21 protein-coding genes are annotated in these 25,423 nt (G+C 72.3%); 13 read left to right on the forward strand and 8 right to left on the reverse strand.

Going from position 1 to position 25,423, the window contains the following annotated elements; all coding sequences use genetic code 11:
- Window positions 1-216 (reverse strand): hypothetical protein (locus ACZ7MG_RS27315; protein ID WP_471946162.1); only part of this gene is annotated, 216 nt, incomplete at its 3' end.
- An 83-nt stretch (window positions 217-299) separates the two neighbouring features.
- Between ACZ7MG_RS27315 and ACZ7MG_RS27320 the strand changes: the two genes are divergently transcribed.
- From ACZ7MG_RS27320 to ACZ7MG_RS27350, 7 genes are all read left to right on the forward strand, one after another.
- Window positions 300-2,552, forward strand: coding sequence for a hypothetical protein (locus ACZ7MG_RS27320; protein ID WP_471384875.1), 2,253 nt, complete (start codon window positions 300-302; stop codon window positions 2,550-2,552).
- A gap of 95 nt (window positions 2,553-2,647) precedes the next feature.
- Window positions 2,648-2,947, forward strand: a complete 300-nt coding sequence (locus ACZ7MG_RS27325) for a hypothetical protein (protein WP_086748184.1) — start codon at window positions 2,648-2,650, stop codon at window positions 2,945-2,947.
- Between the two features lie 329 nt (window positions 2,948-3,276).
- Window positions 3,277-3,873 (forward strand): sigma-70 family RNA polymerase sigma factor, encoded by a 597-nt coding sequence (locus ACZ7MG_RS27330; RefSeq protein WP_471946163.1) that lies wholly within the window; start codon window positions 3,277-3,279, stop codon window positions 3,871-3,873.
- Window positions 3,870-5,399, forward strand: coding sequence for a hypothetical protein (locus ACZ7MG_RS27335; RefSeq protein WP_471384872.1), 1,530 nt, complete (start codon window positions 3,870-3,872; stop codon window positions 5,397-5,399). Before ACZ7MG_RS27330 ends, ACZ7MG_RS27335 begins: the two co-directional genes overlap by 4 nt.
- A gap of 175 nt (window positions 5,400-5,574) precedes the next feature.
- Complete coding sequence (locus ACZ7MG_RS27340; RefSeq protein WP_471384870.1) at window positions 5,575-10,209, forward strand: FtsK/SpoIIIE domain-containing protein; 4,635 nt, start codon at window positions 5,575-5,577, stop codon at window positions 10,207-10,209.
- A gap of 104 nt (window positions 10,210-10,313) precedes the next feature.
- The gene (gene miaB, locus ACZ7MG_RS27345; RefSeq protein ID WP_471384965.1) at window positions 10,314-11,810 is read left to right on the forward strand and encodes a tRNA (N6-isopentenyl adenosine(37)-C2)-methylthiotransferase MiaB; all 1,497 of its coding nucleotides are present in this window, start codon (window positions 10,314-10,316) and stop codon (window positions 11,808-11,810) included.
- A gap of 126 nt (window positions 11,811-11,936) precedes the next feature.
- The gene (locus ACZ7MG_RS27350; RefSeq protein WP_471384868.1) at window positions 11,937-12,638 is read left to right on the forward strand and encodes a class III extradiol dioxygenase subunit B-like domain-containing protein; all 702 of its coding nucleotides are present in this window, start codon (window positions 11,937-11,939) and stop codon (window positions 12,636-12,638) included.
- An 84-nt stretch (window positions 12,639-12,722) separates the two neighbouring features.
- Here the strand turns inward: ACZ7MG_RS27350 and ACZ7MG_RS27355 are convergent, their stop codons facing one another.
- Complete coding sequence (locus ACZ7MG_RS27355; RefSeq protein ID WP_471384867.1) at window positions 12,723-12,971, reverse strand: antitoxin; 249 nt, start codon at window positions 12,969-12,971, stop codon at window positions 12,723-12,725.
- Between the two features lie 25 nt (window positions 12,972-12,996).
- Entirely contained in the window at window positions 12,997-13,284 is a 288-nt protein-coding gene (locus tag ACZ7MG_RS27360; RefSeq protein WP_471384865.1) for a hypothetical protein, read from the reverse strand.
- A gap of 181 nt (window positions 13,285-13,465) precedes the next feature.
- Here ACZ7MG_RS27360 and miaA point away from each other — a divergent pair, with 181 nt between their 5' ends.
- The 6 genes from miaA (at window position 13,466) to hflX (ending at window position 21,739) form a co-directional block, all read left to right on the forward strand.
- Window positions 13,466-14,404 (forward strand): tRNA (adenosine(37)-N6)-dimethylallyltransferase MiaA, encoded by a 939-nt coding sequence (gene miaA / locus ACZ7MG_RS27365; protein ID WP_471384863.1) that lies wholly within the window; start codon window positions 13,466-13,468, stop codon window positions 14,402-14,404.
- Between the two features lie 108 nt (window positions 14,405-14,512).
- Window positions 14,513-15,037, forward strand: a complete 525-nt coding sequence (locus tag ACZ7MG_RS27370) for a hypothetical protein (RefSeq protein ID WP_471384861.1) — start codon at window positions 14,513-14,515, stop codon at window positions 15,035-15,037.
- Between the two features lie 51 nt (window positions 15,038-15,088).
- Window positions 15,089-15,958 (forward strand): diaminopimelate epimerase, encoded by an 870-nt coding sequence (dapF, locus tag ACZ7MG_RS27375; RefSeq protein WP_471384859.1) that lies wholly within the window; start codon window positions 15,089-15,091, stop codon window positions 15,956-15,958.
- Between the two features lie 299 nt (window positions 15,959-16,257).
- Window positions 16,258-18,435 carry a RelA/SpoT family protein gene (locus tag ACZ7MG_RS27380; protein ID WP_471384857.1) on the forward strand — a complete coding sequence of 726 codons (2,178 nt, stop codon included), beginning with the start codon at window positions 16,258-16,260 and terminating at the stop codon, window positions 18,433-18,435.
- A 139-nt stretch (window positions 18,436-18,574) separates the two neighbouring features.
- The gene (locus ACZ7MG_RS27385; RefSeq protein WP_471384855.1) at window positions 18,575-20,050 is read left to right on the forward strand and encodes a M1 family metallopeptidase; all 1,476 of its coding nucleotides are present in this window, start codon (window positions 18,575-18,577) and stop codon (window positions 20,048-20,050) included.
- A gap of 189 nt (window positions 20,051-20,239) precedes the next feature.
- Window positions 20,240-21,739 carry a GTPase HflX gene (gene hflX / locus ACZ7MG_RS27390; RefSeq protein ID WP_471384852.1) on the forward strand — a complete coding sequence of 500 codons (1,500 nt, stop codon included), beginning with the start codon at window positions 20,240-20,242 and terminating at the stop codon, window positions 21,737-21,739.
- Window positions 21,740-21,927: 188 nt separating this feature from the next.
- On the opposite strand, the gene ACZ7MG_RS27395 is transcribed toward hflX, so the two are convergent.
- From ACZ7MG_RS27395 to ACZ7MG_RS27415, 5 genes are all read right to left on the reverse strand, one after another.
- The gene (locus tag ACZ7MG_RS27395; RefSeq protein WP_471384850.1) at window positions 21,928-22,305 is read right to left on the reverse strand and encodes a hypothetical protein; all 378 of its coding nucleotides are present in this window, start codon (window positions 22,303-22,305) and stop codon (window positions 21,928-21,930) included.
- A 64-nt stretch (window positions 22,306-22,369) separates the two neighbouring features.
- Window positions 22,370-23,002, reverse strand: a complete 633-nt coding sequence (locus ACZ7MG_RS27400; protein ID WP_471384848.1) for a hypothetical protein — start codon at window positions 23,000-23,002, stop codon at window positions 22,370-22,372.
- Window positions 23,003-23,023: 21 nt separating this feature from the next.
- Window positions 23,024-23,830, reverse strand: a complete 807-nt coding sequence (locus ACZ7MG_RS27405; RefSeq protein ID WP_471384846.1) for a carboxymuconolactone decarboxylase family protein — start codon at window positions 23,828-23,830, stop codon at window positions 23,024-23,026.
- A gap of 137 nt (window positions 23,831-23,967) precedes the next feature.
- A complete protein-coding gene (locus tag ACZ7MG_RS27410; protein ID WP_471384844.1) occupies window positions 23,968-25,191 on the reverse strand; it encodes a hypothetical protein in 1,224 nt (407 codons plus the stop codon).
- The gene (locus ACZ7MG_RS27415) at window positions 25,154-25,375 is read right to left on the reverse strand and encodes a hypothetical protein (protein WP_471384842.1); all 222 of its coding nucleotides are present in this window, start codon (window positions 25,373-25,375) and stop codon (window positions 25,154-25,156) included. The genes ACZ7MG_RS27410 and ACZ7MG_RS27415 overlap by 38 nt, the downstream gene beginning before the upstream one ends.
- Between the last annotated feature and the right edge of the window lie 48 nt (window positions 25,376-25,423).

The following is a 25,423-nucleotide window of genomic DNA, read 5'->3' on the forward strand; positions in this document are numbered from 1 at the left end:
CCGCCGTACCGGCGCGACCGCCGTACCGGCGCGACCGCCGTACCGGCGCGACCGCCGTACCGGCGCGACCGCCGTACCGGCGCGACCGCCGTACCGGCGCGACCGCCGTACCGGCACGACCGCCGTACCGGCACGACCGCCGTACCGGCACGACCGCCGTACCGGCACGACCGCCGTACCGGCACGACCGGCCGCACCGATCCACACCGGCTTCACCGATCCACGCGCCTCACCGATCCACCCGCCTCACCAAACCGCCCGCTTCACCGACACGGCCCCGCCCAGGAAGGACGGCAGACATGGTGCGCGTCTCCTACGACTACGACCTGATGACCGTCCTCGCCCGCCACTTGTGGCACCTGCGCGACGAACTCGACCAGGCCTCGAAGACGGACAAGACGTTCGCCCCCGGGGACATCGGCCCGCGCCGGGAGACGGCCGAGGCGCTGGAGGACTTCTACGGCGCCTGGAAGAAGTCGTTCGGCGAGGGCTGGCAGGCCATGACGGACCTCGGCAACCTGCTCGACCGGGCGGGCAAGGCCTTCTACGACCAGGACGCCTCGCACGCCGCCGGCGCGGCCCAGCAGGTCACCGGCCAGGTCCGCGACGAGGCCAACCGGCAGAACGAGATCCGCAAGCAGGCCCTGAACGGCAAGCTCCGCGCCGACCAGGCCAGACGACTGGAAGCCGCCTTCAACACCCAGCAGGCGCGCCTGAAGAAGGAACAGGACGCGCTGGTCGAGAAGCGGAACAAGATCGACGAACAGACCGCGGCCCAGCAGAAGCGGCAGGAAGAGCTGAACAAGGAGCAGGAGGAGCTGGCCGAGAGGCGCGCGCCCCTGCTGAAGGAGCAGGACGAACTCCAGGCCAGACAGCAGCGGCTCTGGCAGGAGGAGAAGGAACTCCTCAAACAGCGCGAGGAGAAGCTCCAGGTCAAGCGGGACGAGCTGCAGCGGGACTATGAGGCCCTCCGTAAGGAGCAGGAGCCCCTGATCAAGCAGCAGGAGGACCTCCAGCGCAGACAGCAGGAGCTCTGGGCCGAGGAGAAGGCCCTGCGCGCGGAACAGGACGCGGCCCTGGAGAAGAAGGCCACCGCCCTGGAGCAGGAGCAGAAGGCCTACGACGCCAAGCAGGACGCGCTGCAGACGAGGCAGGAAGACCTCTGGAGGCGACGGGAGGCCCTGCTGAGCGGCGGGAACGCGACCCGGGCCGACCTCGACGCCTGGCAGCGCGACCAGGACGCCCTGGACAAGGAGCGCGACGACCTGTGGGAGTCCGAGGGCAAGGGGCTCTCCGCGCGCTGGGACGCCCTGGAGCAGGAACAGCGCGACCAGGAGAAGGCGTTCGACCCGATCCGCGCCCGGCAGAAGGAACTCGACGACGAACGGGACGCGCTGAGCCGCGCCCAGGAGCCCCTCTCCGAGCGGCAGGACGGACTCCAGGCCAGGCAGAAGGACCTCTGGGCGCTGGAGAAGTCCACCCAGAAGGAGGTCGAGGACGCCCTGAAGGGGGAGCGGGACGACCTGGAGGCCGATCGCGCCGACCTCCAGACGCGGCTCGACCCGCTGGACCGGGAGTCGGACGAACTGCAGGGCCGCCAGAAGGAGCTGTGGGACGACCAGTCGGCCACCGACAAGGAGCAGACCGCGCTCACTGAGGAGGAGAAGCCCGTCCAGCAGCGGCAGCAGGACCTCCAGGACAGCTTCGGCGAGGAGTACGACAAGCTGCGCGACTGGGACCCGGACAAGGACGCCGACGTCGGCCGGCTCCGGGGCATGCGCGGCCAGTTGGACGACCTGCCCCCCGAGGCCTTCGTGCCGAAGGGCTACACGATCGACGACGGCAACAGCACCACCACCGTGTCGTACCAGCTCGACGAGAACGGCGAGATCAAGGTCGACGAGCACGGCGACCCCGTCGAGACGACCACCACGGTCACCAACAAGAACACGGGCCTGACGTACTCCGAGACGTACCACCCGCTGTCCCGCGACGGCGACTCCGTGACCACGATCCGCAGCTCCGACGGCTCCGTCACCAAGGTGTACATGGACTCCGACCCCGAGGGCTCGCCCGACGGGTGGATGAAGCGCTACGTCACCGACGAGACCGGCCGGGACACCCTCCAGATCTGGACGAAGCGGCCCGGTGAGGACTGGTCGTTGACGATGGACAAGGAGGAGTACCTCAACTCCGAGGCCGGCAAGGAGGACGCCCAGCAGTTCCTGGACCGGCCCCCCGCGTACCTCACGGTGGAGAACCCGCTGGTCGACTCCGGCGGCCGGCCCGCGGACGCCACCGCGCCGGGGACGACGACCACCGTGCAGGAGGGCGTCACCCGCACCGACTACACCGGTGCCGACGGCTCCGTCACCAAGGTCGTCACCAACGAGAACACCGGACAGCGTTTCGTCGCCGACGCGAGCAACGAGATCCAGGAGATCTGGCAGCGCGCCGAGGACGGCTCCTGGTACCTGCGGGACTCCGTCACCCAGCACGAACGCAGCAGCGCCGAACCACCTCTCGGCTCCCTCGGGGAGAACTGGCGCTGACCCACGCGCCCCGCGCCCACCCCCAAGCTCCCTGCGCGCGCCCTTCGCGCCGCCGGGTCCCATCAACACAGCATCCACACAGAACGAGGTGCACCATGCCGAAGAACGTCATCGACGACGAGGAAATCGAGAGCACTGCCAAGAAGCTCGACTCCGCCGTCAGCGACACCCTGGTCCCCCAGCTGTCCTCGCTCCAGGCCGACGTCGAGAACCTCCTCCAGGGCGGTCTGCTGCTGACGGCGACCAGCCCGAAGATGCAGACGTCCTACGCGAACTTCAACAAGTCGCTGACCGAGGCTGTGAACAACATCACGCAGTTCTCCAAGCAGTTCCGGGACATCTGCAACGCCGTCAACAACCTGGACTCGCAGATCGCCGGCGGCATCCCCAGCTGATCCGGGTCCACCCCGAGCCGGGACACCGCCCCGGAATCCCCCTTCTGTCGGTGTCCCTTGCGCAGGGGTGTCGGTCCACTCCCCCGGACCGGCACCCCTGTTCGGGTTTTCGGACAACTCATCGGTAACCTCAGGTTCCTCTCAGGAACCCTTGAAAGCTGCAGAAGCACTCATAGACTCCCTCTTGCGGAACCTCGCCTTCCACCCATGAACCGCGAGGTCATCCCGGGTACCCGCGCTCAGCCCTGCTCAGCCCTGCCCAGTAACGCCGCCGCCGCGGCGCCCGACCGGACCGGCACAGAAGACTCACGCCGGCCCTGGGGGAATTCATGAGAACGTCCATACCCAGACCCGTCGTGACGGGGAGCGCTCCCGCCTCCGGGGAAGCGCCACCCGTCTCCGGCGAAACGCCGCTCGCCGGCGACGGTTCGATCCGCAGGCTCTACGAAGAGCACCACGGCCCGCTGCTCCGCTATGTCTCCGGACTGATCCGCGGTGACCGGCAGCGCGCCGAGGACTTCGTCCAGGAGACCCTGGTCCGCGCCTGGCAGAGCATCGCGACCCAGCCCCCGGGCTGGTCGCCGTCCCGGGCCTGGCTGATGCGGGTCGCGCACAACCTGGTGATCGACTGGGCCCGCCGCGAGCGGCCGCACCACGAGGTCACCCAGGAGCACACCCTGGAGCACCACGCCGAGACCGTGGACCCCATGAGCGAGGCCGACCAGCGCCGCTTCCTGGTCCACGCCCTCTCCCGGCTCTCGCACTCCCACCGCGAGGTGCTCTTCTACGTCTACGTCCTCGGCCACACCGGCAGCGACGCCGCCGACGCCCTGGGCATCCCGCCGGGCACGGTGAAGTCCCGCACCCACCACGCGATACGGGAGCTGCGCCGCCGGCACCCGGAGCACACGCGGGCGGCGGCATGACCACGCCCGCCGGGTCCGCCCCGGCCCTCGCGCTGGGCAAGCCGAACGAGTCCCTGCTCACGGTCCTCATCGTGGGCGTCGTCGTCCTGCTGCTGCTCTTCCTGCTGCTGCGGCACCTGGTCCGCAAGCGGGGCGGCTGGCGGCGCTTCCGACGTCGGCTCGGCCGTGAACTGACCCTGACCCGGCGGGCGTTCGGTGAACCCCTGCGCGGCTACCGGCGCCACCGGCGCGGCGTGCGCGCCCTGGCCCGTCATCTGTCCGACCCCCGGGGCGGCCTGCTCGTACGACGGCTGCTGGACGCGGCGGCGACGGCGCTGGCCGACGCGCCGGGCGCGGTCCCGCACGCCGTGCGCACGCGGGCCGGGCTGGTGGCCGTGCAGATCGCGGCCCGCCCGCTGCCGGAGCCGCCGGCCCCGTGGGAGGCGTCCGACGAGCCCGGCCCGCAGGGCTGGGAGCTGCCTCTCGCGGAGGCGGACGGGCTGCCACAGGGGCGCCCGCGCACCGGTGCGTCGCGGATCCGTCCGCTGCCGGTTGCCGTCGGCATGGCGGACGACGCCTGCGTCCACCTCGATCTGACCGCCGGACCACGGCTGATCACCGTCGAGGGCGACACCGCCGCCCGGGGCCGGCTGATCCAGGCGCTGGCCGCCCAGTTGGACCGGCCCGGCAGCGGGGCCTCGGTCACCGTCACGGACGGGGTCCATCCGCAGTACCGGGGGGAGCGGCTCGACGCCGTCCTGCGCGAGCTGGAGGAGACGGCCGGGGAGGGCCGGGAGGCCGAGGGCGCCGGTGAGTTCGACGAGTCCGGGCGCGCCGGTACGACCGTGGTCGTCTGCGCCGCCCCGGGCCCGGATCAGGCGCGGCGGCTCGGCGCCCTCGCCGCCTCGGGTGCCGTCGTCTGCCTGATCGACGGCCGGGTCGCGGGCCACAGCTGGGCCCTGCGGGTCGACGGCCGCGGCCGTGTGGTCGCGCCCGAACTGGACCTGAACGCGGACGCGTCCCCCCTCGGCAGAGCCGTCGCCACCGCCGTCCGCACAGACCGCCGCCGCCTCCGCCGCGAAGCGCCCCCACGCCGAAGCCACCCCACCCCACCTCGCCCCGACCACGGCGATCCCCGGCGGGGGGAGTTCGAGGAGACCCGGCGGATCGCGGTGGGCCGGGAGGTCGAGGAGACGCGACGGAGCGAGGCGAGCCGGGAGGCCGAGGAGACCCGGCCGCTCCAGGTCGTCCGGGGAGCCGAGGAGACCCGGCGGGTCGGGGTGGGCCGGGAGGTCGAGGAGACCCGGCGGATTCAGATCGCCCGGGGAGCCGAGGAGACCCAGCCGATTCACGTGGGCCGGGAGGCCGAGGAGACCCAGGTGCTCCAGGAAACCGAAGCCCTGCAGGAGGAGGTACCGGCGTCCGCCCTCCAGGCCCCGGCCGCCGCCCGGACCGCCACCGCCTCCGAGCTGCTCGCCGAACCGGCCGCCGCCCGGGACCGCACCACCACCTCCGCCGCCTCATCCTCCGGAGCCCGAGAGGACTGACCCCCACAGGGCGCGGCCCCCCACCGGGCCGGACCCCCCCACCGGGCCGGACCCCCCACCGGGCCGGAGCCCCACCGGCCCGCCCCCCACCGGCCTGCCCCCCCCCACCGGCCCGACCCCCCACCCCCGCAAGCCCCACCCACCAACCCACCCCCGAGCACCCCCAAGGGGAGCAGTGAAACTCCTCATCACCACGGTCGCCGACGGTGACGCCACCGGTCGGCAGGATGTCCTGCTGAGCGCTTCCGGGAGCACGCCCGTCGAGGACGTCGCCGCCCATCTGGCCCGGCTGCGCGCCGGTGACACGGACGAGACCGGACTCGCACCCGCCGCGTCGGGACCGGCCCCGGCCTGCTACCTGGGCGACGAGGCCCTCGCCCCGGGCACCCCGCTGGCCGCCACGCGCCTGATGGACGGCAGCGTCGTCGCCCTCGGCGCCCCGCAGCCGCCCCCGGCCACCGCCTACGGCCCCGAGCGCGACGCCATGCCGCAGCCGCACCGCGCGGACCACTCACCCGTGGTCGAACTCCAGGTGGTGGGCGGCCCGGACGCCGGACGGGTCCACCCGCTCGGCCTCGGCACGCACGGCCTCGGCCCGCTCGCGGACGCCGCCGTCCCGCTCGACGGCCGGGGCATGCCGGGCGAGGGCATCCGGGTGACCGTACGCCCGGACGGTTCGGCCGTGGTGGAGCTGCCCGAGGACGGCCCGGCACGGCTCTCCGTCCCGGAGCCGCCGGAGCACCGGGGCCGCCCCAACACCCCGCTGCTGCCGCTCGTGGAGCAGGACGAGGAGGACATCGACCCGGAGGAGGCCGACGACGACAGCGCGGAACTCCCCGACGGCTGGGTGCTCTGGCCCGTAGGCGCGGAACTGTCCGTCGGCGACCATCTGCTGCGGCTGACCGAACCGACCGTGAGGGACGCCGCCGTGGTGCCGTCCGAGGGCGGCGGCGGCCTGGACTACAACCGCCCGCCCCGCATCCTGCCGCACCTCGCGCCCGAGCGGTTCCGGCTCCCCGGCCCGCCCGATCCCCCCGCCCGCCGCCCGATCCCGCTGCTCGTGGCCCTCGCCCCGATGGTCTTCGGCGTCAGCATGATGTTCTTCCTGAACTCGTACTTCTATCTGATCTTCATGTTCCTCTCGCCCGTGCTGATCGCCGCGAACTACGTCAGCGGCCGACGCCAGGCCCGCAAGGACTACGAGGAGAAGTCCAGCGTCTACCGGCAGCGCCGCGCCTCGCTGGAGGAGGACGTCCGCCAGAAGGTCGCCACCGAGCGACGGCTGCGCACCGAGAGCGCCCCCGACCCCGCCGTGGCCGGCCTCTGGGCGGTCGGCCCGGGCCGCAGGCTGTGGGAGCGCCGCCGCGGCGACCCGGACCACCTGTCCCTGCGCCTCGGCACCGCCCCGCAGCCCTCCCTGCTCGGCATCGACGACACCGCCCGCGAGGACAACCACACCGCCGTCCACTGGACCATCCCGGACGCCCCGGTCGGCGTCGACCTCGTCGAGAGCGGCGTGGTGGGCCTGGCCGGCGCGACCGCTCCGGTGCAGGCGCTGGCCCGCTGGATGACCGCCCAGGCCGCCGTCCTGCACACCCCGCGCGACCTGCGGATCGTCGTCCTCACCGACAAGGCCGCCGAGGACTCCTGGCACTGGGCGCGCTGGCTGCCGCACTCCCGCGACGGCCTGCCCGGCATCCGCGGCGGCGCCGTCACCCTGATCGGCAACGACCCGGAGACGGTCGCCAACCGCGTCGCCGAACTCGTCTCCACCCTGCGCACCCGCCAGCGGGCCGCCGAGTCCACCATGAGCAAGGCGCTGCTCAGCGAACCCGATGTCCTCGTGGTGATGGACGGCGCCCGGCGCCTGCGCGACGTACCCGGCGTGGTGTCGATCCTCAAGGAGGGCCCGGCCGTCCGGATCTTCCCGCTCTGCCTGGACCAGGAGGAACGCCTCCTGCCGGAGGAGTGCACCGCCGTCGTCCGCCACGAGAACCACCGGCTGACCCTGCGCCGCACCGGCCGGCCCGACATCACCGACATCCGCCCCGACCTGGTCGAACCCGAGTGGTGCGAGCGCGTGGCCCGGGGCATCGCCCCGATCCGCGACGTCACCCCGGACGCCTCCGAGGGCCTGCCCACCGAGGTGGGGCTCCTGGAACTCCTCGGCCTGCCCGAGCCGAGCGGCGAGCAGATCGCCGCCCGCTGGGAGCGGCGGCCCGCCTCCACCGGCGTCCTGCTGGGCGCCGGCTACGACGGTCCGATCGCCTTCGACCTGGTCAAGGACGGCCCGCACGGCCTGGTCGCCGGAACCACCGGCTCCGGCAAGTCCGAACTGCTGCAGACCTTCGTGGCCACCCTCGCCGCCGTCAACCGGCCCGACGAACTCACCTTCGTCCTCGTCGACTACAAGGGCGGCAGCGCCTTCAAGGACTGCGTCGACCTGCCGCACACCCTCGGCATGGTCACCGACCTCGACAGCCACCTCGTCCAGCGCGCGCTGACCTCGCTCGCCGCCGAGCTGACCCGCCGCGAGCACATCCTGGCCGACGCGGGCGCCAAGGACCTCCCCGAGTACCAGGGGATGCGCCGCCGTACGCCCGACCTCCTGCCCGTACCCCGGCTGGTGATCGTCATCGACGAGTTCGCCACCCTCTACCGGGAGATCCCCGACTTCATCCCCGGCCTGGTGAGCATCGCCCAGCGCGGCCGCTCCCTCGGCATCCACCTGGTCCTGGCCACCCAGCGCCCGGCCGGTGTGGTCAGCTCCGACATCCGGGCCAACACCAACCTGCGGATCGCGCTCCGGGTCACCGACAGCTCCGAGAGCATGGACGTGATCGACACCAAGGACGCCGTCAGCATCTCCGCGGCCACCCCCGGCCGCGCCCTCGCCCGCCTCGGCCACGGCACCGTCGTCCCCTTCCAGACCGCCTACGCGGGCACCCCGATGCCCGGCGCCAAGCCCACCCCGGAGACCCCGGAACAGCGCCCCGCGGAGGAGTCCCGTATCTGGGGCACCGAACTCCACTGGCAGCGCCTCGGCCGCGCCGCCGGACTCCCCGGCACGACGGAGGCGGAGCAGGGCGGCGACCCGGCGGCGGACCAGGCCGGCGAGGACGTCCCGACCGACCTCAACGCGCTGGTGGCGGCCGTCACCGAGGCGTCCGCGCTCACCGGCTGCGCCCCGCAGCCCAGCCCCTGGCTCCCGGCCCTCGACCAGAGCCTCCTCATCGACGACCTGCCCCAGCCCGACGAGACCGGCGGCGCCCGGCTGGCCCCCGTCTCCTGGGGCCTGTCGGACCTGCCCGAGGCCCAGGCCCAGCTGCCCGTCCGCCTCGATTTCGCCGAGTTCGGACACCTGTACGTCGTCGGCATCCCCCGCTCCGGCCGCTCCCAGGTGCTGCGCACCATGGCCGGTGCCCTCGCCCGGGGCCACTCCAGCGCCGACGTCCACCTCTACGGCATCGACTTCGCCGGCGGCGCCCTCACCGCGCTCGGTGTCCTGCCGCACTGCGGCGCGGTCGTGCCCCGGGGCGACATCGAGCGCCTCGAACGACTCTTCGCCAGGCTCGACGGCGAACTGGAACGCCGTCAGGAGCGGCTCACCGAACAGCACGCCGGCAACCTCACCGAACTCCGCGGGACCGTCGGCGCCGGCTCCCGCCCGCCGCACATCATGCTGTTCATCGACGGCTGGGACGCGCTGATCGAGGCCGTCGCCGACCACAACGGCGGCCGCCTGGTGGAGCAGCTCAACCGGTTCCTCCGCGAGGGCGCCGCCGCCGGCCTGCACGTCGTCGCCACCTCCGAACGCGCCCTGCTGTCCGGCCGGGCCACCGCCCTCAACGACAACAAACTGCTGCTGCGCCTCAACGACCGCACCGACTACCACGCCGTCGGCAGGCGGGCCCGCGACATCCCCGACCTGATCCCCCCGGGCCGGGGCTTCACCTCCGACGGCGGCACCGAGATCCAGGTCGCCCTGCTCGCCCCCGGCGCCACCGGCCAGGAACAGGCCGAGGCACTGCGCGCGATCGGCGCCGAGGCCGGCCGCCGCGACGCCGGACTCCCCGCCGACCGCCGGCCCGCCCGCATCGGCACCCTGCCGGTGAAGGTCACGTTCACGGACGCGTACGAGAAGGTGGGGGAGGAGTGCCGGCGGCCGATGTGGGGCCTGCTGGGCCTCGGCGGCGACGACGTCTCCCCGGTCGGCGTGGACTTCGCGGAGACCTCGCCCACCTTCTCCGTCGTCGGCCCGCCCGGCTCCGGCCGCAGCACCACCCTGGCCGCCCTGGCCGTCTCGCTGCTCGCCGCCGGCACCCGCCTGGTGATCCTCGCGCCCCGCGAGTCCCCGCTGCGCACCCTCGGCGACCACCCCGGCGTACGGCTGATCACCGCGACCGAACCCACGGTCGAGGAGTTCACCGAGGCCCTGGAGTCCGGCGACGGACCCCGGGTCGTCATGGTGGACGACGCCGACCTGTTCGTCCTGCCGGACATCGACCAGAACCTGCGCTCCCTGGCGCAGTCCGGCCGGGACCACGGCATCGGCATCGTCATCGCCGCCACCGCCGAGACCATGACGGGCGCGATGGGCTGGCTCAGCGCGCTGAGACGGCACCGCAAGGGCGTCCTCCTCGGCCCGCAGAGCGTCCTGGAGGGCGACTACATCGGCGCCCGCCTCGCCCACGCCCATCTGCGCGGCCGCAAACCGGGTCGGGGCCTCACCGTCGACCAGCGCACCGGCGAACTGATCAACGTGCAGATCCCGGAGACCGTGCTCGACGCGGACGACATGAGGGACTGACCCCGACGGGGCGACCACTGAGACCGCAGCGCCTGGGGACGAGGGCTCCCCGGGCGCTGCCTTAGGCTTACGGAGTGACCAACAGCAGCGACCGGAGTCAGGCAGTGGACGTCAAGACATACGAAGTGCGTACGTATGGATGCCAGATGAACGTCCATGACTCCGAACGCCTGTCCGGTCTTCTGGAGGACGCCGGATACGTCCGCGCTCCCGAGGACGCGGGCGAGGGCAACGCCGACGTCGTGGTCTTCAACACCTGCGCCGTACGGGAGAACGCCGACAACCGCCTCTACGGCAACCTCGGCCGCCTCGCCCCGATGAAGACCGCCCGCCCCGGCATGCAGATCGCCGTCGGCGGCTGTCTGGCCCAGAAGGACCGGGACACCATCGTCAAGAAGGCGCCCTGGGTCGACGTCGTCTTCGGTACGCACAACATCGGCAAGCTGCCCGTCCTGCTGGAGCGCGCCCGCGTCCAGGACGAGGCCCAGGTCGAGATCGCCGAGTCCCTGGAGGCCTTCCCCTCCACCCTGCCGACCCGCCGCGAGAGCGCCTACGCCGCCTGGGTCTCGATCTCCGTCGGCTGCAACAACACCTGTACGTTCTGCATCGTCCCGGCCCTGCGCGGCAAGGAGAAGGACCGCCGGACCGGCGACATCCTCGCCGAGATCGAGGCCCTGGTCGGCGAGGGCGTCTCCGAGATCACCCTGCTCGGCCAGAACGTGAACGCGTACGGCTCCGACATCGGCGACCGCGAGGCGTTCGGCAAGCTGCTGCGGGCCTGTGGGCAGATCGAGGGCCTGGAGCGCGTCCGCTTCACCTCGCCCCACCCCCGCGACTTCACCGACGACGTGATCGCCGCCATGGCCGAGACGCCGAACGTGATGCCGCAGCTGCACATGCCGCTCCAGTCCGGCTCGGACACGGTCCTCAAGGCCATGCGCCGCTCGTACCGGCAGGACCGCTACCTCGGGATCATCGAGAAGGTCCGCGCCTCCATCCCGCACGCGGCCATCACCACCGACATCATCGTGGGCTTCCCCGGCGAGACCGAGGAGGACTTCGAGCAGACCATGCACGTGGTCCGCGAGGCCCGCTTCACCCAGGCCTTCACCTTCCAGTACTCCAAGCGCCCCGGCACGCCCGCCGCGACCATGGAGGACCAGATCCCCAAGGAGGTCGTCCAGAAGCGCTACGAGCGCCTCGTCGCCCTCCAGGAGGAGATCTCCTGGGAGGAGAACAAGAAGCAGGTCGGCCGCACGCTGGAGCTGATGGTCGCCGAGGGCGAGGGCCGCAAGGACGGCGCCACCCACCGGCTCTCCGGCCGCGCCCCCGACAACCGCCTCGTCCACTTCACCAAGCCGGACCAGGAGGTCCGCCCCGGCGACGTCGTGACCGTCGAGATCACCTACGCCGCGCCGCACCACCTCCTCGCCGAAGGCGCCGTCCTCGGCGTGCGGCGGACCCGGGCGGGTGACGCCTGGGAGAAGCGGCATGCCCTTCCGGCGGAGAAGGGGGCCGGGGTGATGCTGGGGCTGCCGAAGATCGGGGTTCCGGAGCCGTTGCCGGCGGCCACCACCGGTGGGTGCGGGGTTCTTCAGTAGCGGGGTCGGCTCGGTCGTTGTCGGTTGTTCGCGGGCTGCCGGTGTGTGGGGGGTTGCTCGCGCAGTTCCCCGCGCCCCTGAAGGGCGCGTGTGTCACCCCCGGTCGCGGAAGTTACCCTGCGCCTCATGCTTGTCGCCGCTGCCGTCTGTCCCTGTCCGCCGCTGCTCGTGCCCGTGGTCGCCGCGGGGGCCGCGCCCGAGCTGGACGCGGCGCGGGACGCGTGCGCGGACGTGCTCGGGGTGCTCGCCGCGGCCCGGCCGGACCGGCTGGTGGTCGTCGGGCCCGCCGCACAGGACGGGTCGTATCCGGAAGGCGCACGGGGCTCGTTCCGGGGCTTCGGGGTGGACCTCGACGTCCGCCTGGGCCATGGCGACGGTACGGAGGTCCGGTTGCCCGCCTCCCTCGCCGTCGCCGCCTGGCTGCTCGACCGCACGGGCTGGGCCGACGCCCCGATGGAAGGGCTCGGGGTGGCGGAACCGATCACCGTCGAGCGGTGTATCCACATCGGAGGGGACATCGCCGGGTCGGCCGGGCGGGTGGCCCTGCTGGTGATGGGGGACGCCAGCGCGTGCCGCACGCTCAAGGCCCCGGGGTACCTGGACGACCGCGCGGCCGGCTTCGACGCGGAGGTGGCCCGGGCGCTCGCCGACGCCGACATCGAGGCCCTGAAGGCGCTGGACAGCGGGCTCGCCCGCGAACTGCAGGCCTCGGGCCGCGCCCCCTGGCAGATCCTCGCGGGCGCCGCCGAGGACGCCGGACTCGCCGGCAGCCTGCTGTACGACGACGCGCCGTACGGCGTGGGCTACCTGGTGGCCGCCTGGTCATAGCGGTCGTAGCCCGGCAGCGGCGGCCGGACACGGCGGACGGCCGGGAGCGCGAGGCTCCGCGGCCGTCCGACGATGTGCCTGTGTTCAGGAAGCCGGAGGCGGGGGCGTGGGACCGCCGCCCTCCTCCTTGTGCGCGAGTCGGTCCATGGCGTGCTTCGCCTTGCCCGTGCCCGACTGGATCCTGTCGCTGTACTTGCCCTTGGTCTTCCGGTCGACCGTGTGCGCGGCCTTGTCGAGACCGTGCTGGATCTTGTCCTCGTGCTTCTGTGCGAGGTGCGAGACCTTTTCCTTGGCCGGGGAGAGTTTGGTTCTCAGATTGTCCAGCAGACCCATGGTTCACCTTCCCGCGCGGGGTCAGTCACTTGCGGGCGTTCTCACCGGCCTCGTTGTCGGCCGCCTGCTCGGCGGTCTGCTGCTTGGGGATCTCCACGTCGTCCGCCGTGTCGACGACCTCCGCCAGGGGCTCGGCCGTCTCCTCCGCCGCCTCGGCCGTGTTCTCGGCCTCCGCTTCGGGCTGGGCGGCCTCGGTGGATCCCTTCGCCTCGTCCGACTTCTCCGCCTCCGTCCCGGCGGCCGGCTCGGACGCCGTCACGGCGGCCTCGTCCGGGTTCTTCGCCTTACGCCGGAACAGTGAGAAAACGCCCATATCAACCTCAATGCTAATCATGCGGGTTAATTCCCGCGCTCTCCCGGAGCGTCCCATTGCGTCATCCGGGCCGCCGGCACTCGAAACCGGCGCTTCGAACTCGCAACACGCAACGACCCCGGCTGCCCCGCGTCACGTAGCTCGTTCGAGAAGAGGCCCCGACATTTGCGAGACTGGGTCGGTGAGTAGCGCAGTTCCCCCACCACGGGTCATCGCCGTCGTCGGACCGACCGCGGCCGGAAAGTCCGATCTGGGCGTCTTCCTCGCCCAGCGCCTCGGCGGCGAGGTCGTCAACGCCGACTCCATGCAGCTCTACCGGGGGATGGACATCGGCACCGCCAAGCTGACCCCCGCGGAGCGCGACGGGGTCCCGCACCACCTCCTGGACATCTGGGACGTCACGGCCGCCGCCAGCGTCGCCGAGTACCAGCGGCTCGCCCGCGCCCGCATCGACGCCCTGCTCGCCGACGGCCGCTGGCCGATCCTGGTGGGCGGCTCCGGGCTGTACGTCCGGGGGGCCGTCGACAACCTGGAGTTCCCCGGCACCGACCCCGAGGTCCGCGCCCGGCTGGAGGAAGAGCTGACCCTGCGCGGCTCCGGCGCGCTGCACGCCCGGCTCGCCGCCGCCGACCCCGAGGCCGCCCACGCCATCCTGCCGAGCAACGGCCGACGGATCGTCCGCGCCCTGGAAGTGATCGAGATCACCGGAAAGCCGTTCACCGCCAACCTCCCGGGCCATGACTCCGTCTACGACACCGTCCAGATCGGCGTCGACGTGGCGCGCCCCGAACTCGACGAGCGCATCGCCCGCCGCGTCGACCGCATGTGGGACGCCGGCCTGGTCGACGAAGTGAGCGCACTCGAGGCGCAGGGGTTGCGCGAGGGGCGTACGGCGTCGCGTGCGCTCGGCTACCAGCAGGTCCTCGCGGCGCTCGCCGGGCAGTGCACCATGGACGAGGCGCGGGCCGAGACCGTGCGTGCCACCAAGCGCTTCGCGCGCCGCCAGGATTCATGGTTCAGACGCGACCCGCGGGTGCATTGGCTCAAGGGGGGTCTCGCCGACCTGACGGAACTCCCGCAGCTCGCACTGGCGTTGATCGAACGACCGGTCACAGCCTGATCACGTCATGGCATCGGGTCGCCCCGGCGGTCATCCCGGCCTCCGGGGGCGTGCCATCATCGAGCTTCGATCGACCAAGTGGAGTCCGAGTTGGGAGGGCGCGTGGCGATGGAGGCCGGCCCTCGCGACACCGCACAAGGCACGGAGCAGGGCACCGCGGAGGACGTGGAGCAGCTGGTTACCGAGGGGTACGCACTGGATCCCGACGGCGAACCGCTGAGCCCCGACGGTCCCGACGACCAGACGCCCGGCGGCGTGAGCGACGACGGACCGGAACCGGACGAGATGTCCGGGCCGGAGGTCGAGGTCGAGCTGCGCCCCCAGCGCAGGCTGCGGCTCTGGCAGCTCGCGCCCATCGTGGGCCTCGCCGCGGTCGGCTCCCTGATGTTCGCCTTCCCACTCGCCTTCGAGTTCGGTGACGGCGGCGCCGTCGTCGCCATGCTCGGCCTGCTGATCTGCGCCACCGCCGCCGGCTGGGGCATGATGGCCGCCCGCCGCGTCGGTTACACGTGGCCCGGCCTCCCCGCCCGCGGCTCCGGCCGCCGCCCCGACTGGCGCCTCGTCCTCGCCTACGCCCTGGTCGTCGCCGCGGTCGCCTTCCTGGCCGTATGGCGGGTGGCACGGCTCCGCTAGCCCGCACCCGTCGTCGGCCCTCCCTGCGGAGCGCTCCCGTAAAATCGAGGGATGAGCACGCGCATCGCCTTCCTCAAGGGACACGGGACCGAGAACGACTTCGTGATCCTCCCGGACCCGGAGAACGCCCTCGACCTCTCCCCGGCCGCCGTCGCCGCCCTGTGCGACCGCCGCGCGGGCATCGGCGGCGACGGCGTGCTGCACGTCGTACGGTCCGCCGCGCACCCCGAGGCGAAGGAGTGGGCGGCCGAGGCGGAGTGGTTCATGGACTACCGCAACGGCGACGGATCGATCGCCGAGATGTGCGGCAACGGCGTGCGGGTCTTCGCGCGCTACCTCCTGCACGCCGGTCATGTCACCGAGGGCGACCTCGCCGTCGCCACCCGCGGGGGCGTGAAGAAGGTCCACATCGACAAGGACGGCGACGTCACGGTCGGCATGGGCCGCGCCCGCCTCCCCGAGGGGGACGTCACGGTGAGCGTCGGCGCGCACACCTGGCCCGCGCGCAACGTCAACCTGGGCAACCCGCACGCGGTGGCGTTCGTCGGCGACCTCGCGGACGCCGGGGACCTGTACACGGCGCCCCCCTTCAGCCCCGCCTCCGCCTACCCGGACGGCGTCAACGTCGAGTTCGTCGTCGACCGCGGCCCCCGGCACGTGGCGATGCGCGTGCACGAGCGCGGCTCCGGCGAGACCCGCTCCTGCGGCACCGGCGCGTGCGCCGTCGCCGTGGCCGCCGCCCGCCGCGACGGCGCCGACCCGGCGGTCACGGGCACCCCGGCGACGTACACCGTCGACGTCCCCGGCGGCACGCTCGTCATCACCGAACGACCCGACGGCGAGATCGAGATGACCGGCCCGGCGGTGATCGTCGCCGAGGGCGAGATCGATGCCAAGTGGCTGGAAAACGCGGTGCGTTGAGGTGTAGTAGGGCTTGACATGGCGGCGTCCGGAGCGCGGGCGCCGCTGACATCCAAGTCAACTCGGCGTTCAGGCGTGCGAATCCATGGCGCACCCCGGCCGGGGTGGCTCGAAACCGTAAACCTCGGAACCTTCGCTCGAATGGGTGATCCGTTTCACGCTCGGCGAGAGGCGGTCGGACGGGCGTGATGGGCTCGGTAGCATCAAGCACCGGCACGGACGGGGGAACGACACGAAACCCCTGAGCCGCCGCACGCCATGGGGCACCCGTCCGCCGGTCCACGCAGCCGGAGGTGCCCATGAGCGCGGAGGCCACGAACCCCGCCGTATCGCCCGCCCCTGCGCCGCCACCAGCGCACCGCAGGAAGGGCCGACCTCGTATCGACCTGCGCCGTCTGGGCCGCGCCGCACTCCTCGGTCCGACGACCCGCGGCCGGGTGCCCGACGCGATCAGCCATCTCGCCGACGCGCACCGCGCCCACCACCCCGACGCCGATCTCGACCCGCTGCGCCGGGCGTACATCCTCGCCGAGTCCTCGCACCGCGGTCAGATGCGCAAGAGCGGCGAGCCGTACATCACCCACCCGCTCGCCGTGACCCTGATCCTCGCCGAACTCGGCGCGGAGACCACGACCCTGACGGCCTCTCTGCTCCACGACACCGTCGAGGACACGGAGGTGACCCTCGATCAGGTGCGCGAGGAGTTCGGCGCGGAGGTCTGCTTCATCGTCGACGGCGTCACCAAGCTGGAGAAGGTCGACTACGGCGCCGCCGCCGAACCCGAGACCTTCCGCAAGATGCTCGTCGCCACCGGCAACGACGTCCGCGTGATGTCGATCAAACTCGCCGACCGGCTGCACAACATGCGCACCCTCGGCGTGATGCGCCCCGAGAAGCAGGAACGCATCGCCAAGGTCACCCGGGACGTACTGATCCCGCTCGCCGAACGGCTCGGCGTCCAGGCCCTCAAGACCGAACTGGAGGACCTCGTCTTCGCGATCCTCCACCCCGAGGAGTACCGGCACACCCGCGAACTGATCGCGGAGAACAGCGCGCACGAGCCCGACCCGCTCGCCGAGATCGCCGACGAGGTACGCGGCGTCCTGCGCGAGGCGGGCATCCAGGCCGAAGTCCTCATCAGGCCCCGCCACTTCGTCTCCCTGCACCGGGTCTCCCGAAAGCGCGGACGGCTGCGCGGCACCGACTTCGGCCGGCTCCTGGTCCTCGTCGGCGAGGACGCCGACTGCTACGCGGTCCTCGGCGAACTGCACACCTGTCTCACGCCGGTGGTCTCGGAGTTCAAGGACTTCATCGCCGTACCGAAGTTCAACCTGTACCAGTCGCTGCACACCGCCGTCGCGCGCGGCGACGGCCAGGTCGCCGAAGTCCTCATCCGCACCCACCAGATGCACAAGGCCGCCGAGGCCGGTGTCGTCGCGCTCGGCAATCCGTACGCCGCGCCCGCGGACGAGCAGACCGACGGTCAGCGCCCCGACGGCGAGGGCGAGCGCGTCGACCCCACCCGCCCCGGCTGGCTCTCCCGCCTCCTCGACTGGCAGGAGGCGGCCCCGGACGCGGACATGTTCTGGTCCACCCTCCGCGAGGACCTCGCCCAGGACCGCGAGATCACCGTGTTCCGGCCCGACGGGGGCACCTTGGGGCTCCCCGAGGGCGCGAGTTGCGTGGACGCGGCGTACGCGCAGTACGGCGAGGACGCGCATGCCTGCATCGGCGCCCGCGTCAACGGCCGCCTGGCGACACTGAGCACGGTCCTGAAGGACGGCGACACCGTCCAGCTCCTCATGGGCCAGGACCCGGCCTCCGAGCCCTCCAGAGAGTGGCTGGAGCACGCCCACACACCCGCCGCGCGCATCGCCATCCAGCGCTGGCTCGCCACCCACCCCTCGCCCGCCGCCGACGCCGAGCAGGAGGAGCGCGAGGAGCGCGACGGCGCGCGCAAGGACGAGACGCCCGCCCTGCGCCCCGCCCTCGACGAGCCCGCCGCGGCCTCCGACAGCATCGGCGCCGTGGTCGTCGTGGACCGGCCCGAGGCGACCGTACGACTGGCCGGCTGCTGTACGCCCGTACCGCCCGACGAGGTCACCGGCTTCGCCGTGCGCGGGGGAGTGGTGACCGTGCACCGCGTCGCCTGCGCCGCCGTGACCCGGATGAAGGGCCTGGGGCGCCCGGAGATCGAGGTGCGCTGGGGCGACACCACCGAGTTCCGCGTCACCCTCGTCGCCGAGTCCTTCCAGCGGCCCCACCTGCTGGCCGACCTCACCGAGGCCATCGCCCTCGAAGGCGTCGACATCGTCACCGCCACCGTCGAACCCCCGACCCAGCAGCGCGTCCGCCACACCTACACACTCCAACTCCCCGACGCCGCCCACCTCCCGAACCTCATGCGCGCCATGCGGAACGTCCCGGGCGTCTACGACGTGGACCGCGCCCAGCACCAGGCGACGGCCACGCACTGAGCGACCCCCGGGCGGGCGGGGGCGGCCCGGCAGACGAGGGCCCGGAGGGGGTGGGCCGGGTGGGCACCGGGCCGCTCGTTCGGGTGGGACCGCTGCGCGTCGGCGGCGTGCGGCGGGAGCGCGCTGGTAGCGGTGGTCCATGCCGCTCACCCCACGCATCCGGAGCCGTCGCGTCCAGGCCGCGCTGCTCGCCTCCGCCGTCACCGTCTGCCTGACCGCCGCGAGCGTCCCCGCACCCGCCGAGCCGCTCGGCGTCGGCGACCGCCTCTTCCCGCACCTCGGCAACCCGGGCTACGACGTGCGGTCGTACGACCTCGACCTCACCTATCCCGGCAGCAACAGCAAGCCCCTCACCGCCGTCACCACGATCGACGCCCGGACGACCGCCCCGCTGGAACGGGTCAACCTCGACTTCACCCACGGCAAGGTCGCCTCCGTCGAGGTCGACGGGGCGCCCGCCGCCTTCACGAGCGCGGGGGAGGACCTGGTGATCACACCCCGGGCACCGCTCCCCGAGGGCAGCCGGACACGGATCACCGTGCGGCACACCAGTGACCCCGTGTACACGGGCGACGAGGAGGGCGGCTGGCTGCGCACCGCCGACGGGCTCGCGATGGCGAACCAGGCCGACGCGGCACACCTGGTGTTCCCCTGCAACGACCACCCCTCCGACAAGGCCATGTTCACCGTCCGTGTCACCGTGCCCGAGGGCTACACGGCCGTCTCCAACGGCCTCCCCATCGGCACCGACCGTGCCCCCGGCACCACCACCTGGACCTACCGCACCCAGCACCCCATGGCCACCGAGCTGGCCCAGGTCTCCATCGGCCGCTCCGCCGTCCTGCACCGCACCGGCCCCCACCGACTGCCGGTCCGCGACGTGGTCCCCGCCAAGGACCGCGAGAAGCTCGAACCCTGGCTCGCCAAGACCCCCGCCCAGATCACCTGGATGGAGGACAAGGTCGGCCGCTACCCCTTCGAGACGTACGGCGTGCTGATCGCCGAGGCGCAGACCGGCTTCGAGCTGGAGACCCAGACCCTCTCCCTCTTCGAGCGGGACCTGTTCGTCCGCCCCGAGTACCCCAAGTGGTACGTCGAGTCGATCATGGTCCACGAGCTGGCCCACCAGTGGTTCGGCAACAGCGTCAGCCCCCGCACCTGGTCCGACCTGTGGCTCAACGAGGGCCACGCCACCTGGTACGAGGCCCTGTACGCCGAGGAGACCGCGGGCAGGACGGTCGAGGCCCGCATGAAGGCCGCGTACGCCGCCTCCGACCGCTGGCGGACCGCCGGGGGGCCGCCCGCCGCACCCAAGAAGCCCAAGAACGGCCAGAAGATCGGCATCTTCCGCGCGAACGTCTACGACGGCGCCGCACTCTTCCTGTACGCCCTGCGCCAGGAGATCGGCACCCGCGCCTTCGCCCTGCTCCAGCGGGCCTGGGTCACCGTCCACCGGGACGGCGTCGCCTCCACCGCCGACTTCCGGGACCTCGCCGGCCGGATCGCCGGACGCGACCTGGACGCCTTCTTCCACGCCTGGCTGTACGAGGTCAGGACGCCACCGATGCCGGGGCACCCCGACTGGAAGTCGGCCCCGGTCGAGCAAGGGAAATAACCCGGGTGACGAGACGGGGCGTACCGTGCGACCATCGTCGGGTCGACGGCGGGAATCCCCGGGAATCTCCCGGAATCCCCGGACGTTGTCGCCAGTGACGGCTCGGGCTCCGTGAAGATCCGCAAGGACCGACGAGGAGCCGGTGGAAATCCGTCGCCCTTCGGTATCCCCAATCGACGTAAGGACCCAATGACCTCCTCTTCTTCCCCTTCCCAGGCCGCACAGAGCGCCTTCGCGCAGAACACCCCCGAAGGTCTTCGGGCCGATGCCCTGATGGAAGAGGACGTCGCCTGGAGCTTCGAGATCGACGGAGAGCGGGACGGCGACCAGTTCGACCGCTCCGACCGCGCGGCCCTGCGCCGTGTCGCGGGCCTCTCCACCGAGCTCGAGGACGTCACCGAGGTCGAGTACCGGCAGCTCCGCCTGGAGCGCGTCGTACTCGTCGGTGTCTGGACCACGGGAACCTCGCGGGACGCGGAGAACTCGCTGGCCGAGCTGGCCGCCCTCGCGGAGACCGCGGGCGCGCTCGTGCTCGACGGCGTGATCCAGCGCCGCGACAAGCCGGACGCGGCCACCTACATCGGCTCCGGCAAGGCCAACGAGCTGCGGGACATCGTCCTCGACTCGGGCGCGGACACCGTCATCTGCGACGGTGAGCTGAGCCCGGGCCAGCTCATCCACCTCGAAGACGTCGTCAAGGTCAAGGTCATCGACCGTACGGCCCTGATCCTCGACATCTTCGCCCAGCACGCCAAGTCCCGGGAGGGCAAGGCACAGGTCGCGCTCGCGCAGATGCAGTACATGCTGCCGAGGCTGCGCGGCTGGGGTCAGTCGCTGTCCCGGCAGATGGGCGGCGGCAAGGGCGGCGGCCTCGCCACCCGTGGTCCCGGTGAGACCAAGATCGAGACGGACCGGCGTCGGATCCGCGAGAAGATGGCGAAGATGCGCCGGGAGATCGCGGAGATGAAGACCGGCCGCGAGATCAAGCGCCAGGAGCGCCGCAGGAACAAGGTGCCCTCGGTCGCCATCGCCGGCTACACCAACGCCGGCAAGTCCTCCCTGCTCAACCGGCTCACGGGCGCGGGCGTCCTGGTCGAGAACGCCCTGTTCGCGACCCTCGACCCGACCGTGCGCCGGGCCGAGACCCCGAGCGGGCGGCTGTACACGCTGGCGGACACCGTCGGCTTCGTACGGCACCTGCCGCACCACCTCGTCGAGGCGTTCCGCTCCACGATGGAGGAGGTCGGCGACTCCGACCTGATCCTGCACGTGGTCGACGGTTCGCACCCCGACCCGGAGGAGCAGCTGGCCGCCGTGCGCGAGGTCATCCGCGACGTGGGCGCGACGAACGTGCCCGAGATCGTGGTGATCAACAAGGCGGACGCGGCCGACCCGCTGACGCTCCAGCGGCTGCTGCGGATCGAGAAGCGTTCCATCGCGGTCTCGGCCCGCTCCGGCCAGGGCATCGAGGAACTGCTCGCCCTGATCGACGACGAGCTGCCGCGCCCCTCGGTCGAGATCGAGGCGCTCGTGCCGTACACCCACGGCAAGCTCGTCGCCCGCGCCCACACCGAGGGCGAGGTGATCTCCGAGGAGCACACCCCGGAGGGCACCCTGCTCAAGGCCCGGGTGCACGAGGAACTGGCCGCCGACCTGACGCCGTACGTCCCGGCGGCCACGACCGCCTGACGGTCCGCCGCGCCGGCCCGGCCTGACGGCCAGGCCGGGGAGCGCGACCGGTCCGGCCGTCCGTCCGTCGCGCCGGTCGTCCCAGGCATGGCCGAAGGCCCGCCCCCTCCGCCGAGGGGCGGGCCTTCGGTATGTGTGCGGGAGCACCGGCCGCTTGGTGCCCCCGCACACCCCCGTCCACCCCCGTGCTACGCGGTCTTCTCCTTGACCGCGTAACCGGGGGAGGTCTCCGTCTCGCTCTCGGCCATCGAGCGGGCGCGTCCGCCGTAGTAGGCGGCGATCAGCTCACCGGGGCCGTAGGCGGGGTGCGCGGCACGCGCCGCGTTCAGCCGGACGAAGATGTTCCACTCGTCGTGGCAGCCGAGGCTGTACGAGCCGCCCGCCCGCACGGTGTAGAAGCGGACGAACTCCTTGCGCCGGGCCTCCCAGACCGCCGCGTCGACCGGATCGGTGAGATCCAGCGGACGCCTGCCGCCCGCAGGGCCGTCCGGGACGGTGCCGAAGTCGGTCCAGAAGTCCGGGTCGACGGCGTACTTGCGGGCGAAGTACGACTCCACCGCGGCCACCAGCGCACCGCCGCCGCCCGAGTCCGTACGGGAAGAAGCCGTGCACGTCGTCGGGGCCGAGGAACTAGAACGCGTCGAACAGACCGCCGAGCTGGAGCTTCTGGCGCGAGGGCCGGCCGGGCGGGCCGGGCGGGTCCGTGAGGTAGTGGTCCTCGGCCAGCACCAGGGTCCACATCCGCATGTAGTCCCCGCCGGTCGGCCGGGCGGTGCCCATCAGAACCTCGATCGACAGGGGCCGGCTCTTCTCCCGGGAGAGCTCCTCGATGTGCCGCATGACCAGGCCCGTGCCCTCCTTCGACTCCAGCTGGTACGCGGCCGGATTCACGACGAAGAACCGCTCGCCCCACTCGGAGGCCAGCCGGCGGGCCACGAAGTTCGCGATCTCGGTGTTGGTCCGGAAGTGACCGCCGCCCCGCGAGCTGATCGGACAGCTCAGATAGAGGACCACACGGTCCTCCGCCTGGGCGCGGGCGATGTCCGACTGGATGAGGGCGACATGCTTCTCGAAGACGTCGAACCAGTCGCCGGTGTGCCACTCGAAACGGATGGCCGGGCCGCCAGGGACCGGGAGACCGATCGCGGTGGGTACGGACGGCCGCGTCGAGGGAGCCGCCGGCTCTGCGGTGGCCGCTGCGGTAGTGGCCCCGGCGGTGGCGGTCGTGTCGGTGGTGGTCGTCAGGGTCGGGTTCTCGGGCATGGTGTGGGTCCGTTCTCAACTTCACCAGCCCGTGGGGCCGAGCAGGTTGTTGTTGCGTACCTTGATCCGGTCCGGGACCCCCGCGTTGTAGGCGGCGACGAAGTCCACGTTCAGCTCGTCCTCGGCGCCCGTCTCGTCCATCACGCGCAGCACGGTGAACCAGGAGTTGAGCAGGCCGTCGAAGTGCACGATGCACCAGGTCAGTTCGACGGCCATCGCATTGACCCAGGCCTCCAGATAGGCCTCCGTGCCGGTGCCCGGCACCTCCGCGAGCGGCCCCTTGGCGATGTTCTCGGCAGCCACACCCCGCAGGACCTCGCGCAACTCGGTGAACTGCGCGTCGGTGACCGCGTGCGGGTCGCGCTGGATCGTCTCCGCCAGCCGCAGCAGCGTCTCCTCGGCACGCGCCGCCCGCTGCGCGGGGTCCACATGGGGGAGTTGGCCGCTGAGCAGGCCGTAGCCGATGAAGCTGTGGTGGGTGAGGGAGTACCGGCTGCGGTTGAGCAGGCTCACCAGGTTGATGACCAGCTCCTTCGTCACCCGGTCGACGAAGCCGCCCTGCGGGAACAGGACGCTCTCCCCGGCCGGGTCCCCGGGAGGCCGGGGCGCGGGCGCGTAGCGGGGGGCGTCGAAGATGAACGAGTTGGCGTACTCGACCTCGGTGAGCGCGAGGCCGGGCAGCCACGCCATCGTCCGGAACAGGTTGCTGGGAAGGCCCCAGTCCCGGATCGACCTGTCGAACTCGGTCCGGACCCGCGCCTCGGTCCGCCCGGCGGGCAGCACGGGCACACGGGGGCCGGGGGCGGCGGGCGGGATCAGATCGGACATGGGGTCACGCTCCTTGTCGGCTCCGGGGGGCGTCGGCCGTCGGCCGAGCGGGGGCAGGTGAAGGGGCAGGTGCGGGGGGTTGGTGGGTGGAGGGCGTTGGTCGCCGGGGTCCGCCGGATGCGGTCAGCCGGAGGCCGTCAGCCGAAGGGGGTCAGGCGGCCGTAGCGGTCCGCCCAGTGGCCGGTGAGCCCCGGGAAGCGGTCCAGCACCTCCCGCACGGCCTCCCCGGAACGGGGCTTCATCTCCTGCGGCAGCCACAGATGGCCGCCCTGCTCCGGCGGGACCAGTCCGCGGACCAGGCTCCGGACGATCACCCGGTCGCGCCGGGAGTCCTCGCCCTCACCCTCGGGCCGGTGCGGGTTCTGCGCCACGGCCGAGGCGGCGCCCCGGGTGGAGATCTGGTCGACCTCCGGGACGAGCCGCCAGAGCTGCTGGGCCTGGTAACTGGTGACGGAACCGGCGAGGTTGGCCTCGATGCCCCGGTGGTGGCAGTAGTCGACGAAGAACCGGATGCCGTCCAGGCTGAGGATGCCCCGCCGCTTCAGACCGGTCGTCTCGTCGATGTCCAGGGAGTTGAAGTCGGTCATGTCCGGGCTGCGTTCGGTCGCGACCAGGCCGACCCGGGCCACCTTCAGCAGCACGCTGGTGTCGAGCATCATCGCGCCCGCGCCCGCGCCGGCCCGGACGGTCGCGTCGACCATACGGGCGATCGCCTCGCGGTCGGTGCGGCGGGCGGAGGGGTCGCTCGTGATGCCGTAACGGGCGTGCGGGAACAGCTCGTTGAGCGCGACCGTGGTGTGCCGGGTGCCCTCGGGCAGGACGCCGTGGTCGATCAGCGACCCCAGGTCCACCTGACCGGGGTCGGTGGACAGGAGCCTGCCGTGCTCGTCCCGCAGCGTCCCGGCCGCATATCCGGTCAGGTCGAAGCCCTGCTCGGTGCCGGGCTCGCCGGGGTGGAACTCGCGCAGGCCCACCAGGGCCCGGCGGATCGCGTCCACCGAGCGGCGCTCCTCCCGCAGATCGAGGTCCTGGGCGAACAGCACCGACATCACCTGGGTGTGCGAGAAGCCCTCGGTGCGCCGCAGCGTCTGCACGCACTCGCGCAGCACATCGGTGAGCAGCCCGGTCTCCATGCTGTCGAGGCCCACCTTCACGATGCCGCAGGGGTGCACCCGGGTCCCCATGGACACCGCCACCCCGAGTGCGGCCTGCGAGGCCTTGCCGGCGATCTCGTACGCGGACTTCTGGATCGCCGCCCCGGTGCCGGAGCGGTCGAAGAGCAGCTGGTCCTCGCCGATGTTGGTGGAGAGCTGGACCTCCGGATCACGCCGGAAGCCGAGCACCGCGTCGCTGACCGCCATGATCTGCTGCGGCTTGATGTTTGCCGAGGGCGCTGCGCGGATCCTCGCTGTCGATGATTCTGCCGCCCCCGAGGACGGCCTCGCGGGCCTCCTGCGGATTGAAGACACTGACAAGCAGTTTGCGGTTCATCGTCCGGTCATCGGTCATGGGAAACCCCGGTATCGGATCGCCGGTCAGGTTCACGCGGACTCATACTGGTTTGCCATTTCCGGCCCAGGGGTCGTCCCGTGG

The sequence above is a fragment of the Streptomyces sp. NPDC107538 genome, from assembly GCF_055657445.1.

Excerpts from the sequence above, each read along its gene's own strand:
- ACZ7MG_RS27380 (WP_471384857.1), top strand. The coding sequence starts at position 16,258 with ATGAGCGCGGAGGCCACGAACCCCGCCGTATCGCCCGCCCCTGCGCCG.
- ACZ7MG_RS27410 (WP_471384844.1), bottom strand. The coding sequence starts at position 25,191 with ATGGCGGTCAGCGACGCGGTGCTCGGCTTCCGGCGTGATCCGGAGGTC.
- ACZ7MG_RS27370 (WP_471384861.1), top strand. The coding sequence starts at position 14,513 with ATGGAGGCCGGCCCTCGCGACACCGCACAAGGCACGGAGCAGGGCACC.
- hflX (WP_471384852.1), top strand. The coding sequence starts at position 20,240 with ATGACCTCCTCTTCTTCCCCTTCCCAGGCCGCACAGAGCGCCTTCGCG.
- ACZ7MG_RS27360 (WP_471384865.1), bottom strand. The coding sequence starts at position 13,284 with ATGGGCGTTTTCTCACTGTTCCGGCGTAAGGCGAAGAACCCGGACGAG.
- dapF (WP_471384859.1), top strand. The coding sequence starts at position 15,089 with ATGAGCACGCGCATCGCCTTCCTCAAGGGACACGGGACCGAGAACGAC.
- ACZ7MG_RS27355 (WP_471384867.1), bottom strand. The coding sequence starts at position 12,971 with ATGGGTCTGCTGGACAATCTGAGAACCAAACTCTCCCCGGCCAAGGAA.
- ACZ7MG_RS27330 (WP_471946163.1), top strand. The coding sequence starts at position 3,277 with ATGAGAACGTCCATACCCAGACCCGTCGTGACGGGGAGCGCTCCCGCC.
- ACZ7MG_RS27350 (WP_471384868.1), top strand. The coding sequence starts at position 11,937 with ATGCTTGTCGCCGCTGCCGTCTGTCCCTGTCCGCCGCTGCTCGTGCCC.
- ACZ7MG_RS27385 (WP_471384855.1), top strand. The coding sequence starts at position 18,575 with ATGCCGCTCACCCCACGCATCCGGAGCCGTCGCGTCCAGGCCGCGCTG.
- ACZ7MG_RS27325 (WP_086748184.1), top strand. The coding sequence starts at position 2,648 with ATGCCGAAGAACGTCATCGACGACGAGGAAATCGAGAGCACTGCCAAG.
- ACZ7MG_RS27335 (WP_471384872.1), top strand. The coding sequence starts at position 3,870 with ATGACCACGCCCGCCGGGTCCGCCCCGGCCCTCGCGCTGGGCAAGCCG.
- ACZ7MG_RS27320 (WP_471384875.1), top strand. The coding sequence starts at position 300 with ATGGTGCGCGTCTCCTACGACTACGACCTGATGACCGTCCTCGCCCGC.
- ACZ7MG_RS27405 (WP_471384846.1), bottom strand. The coding sequence starts at position 23,830 with ATGTCCGATCTGATCCCGCCCGCCGCCCCCGGCCCCCGTGTGCCCGTG.
- ACZ7MG_RS27400 (WP_471384848.1), bottom strand. The coding sequence starts at position 23,002 with ATGCCCGAGAACCCGACCCTGACGACCACCACCGACACGACCGCCACC.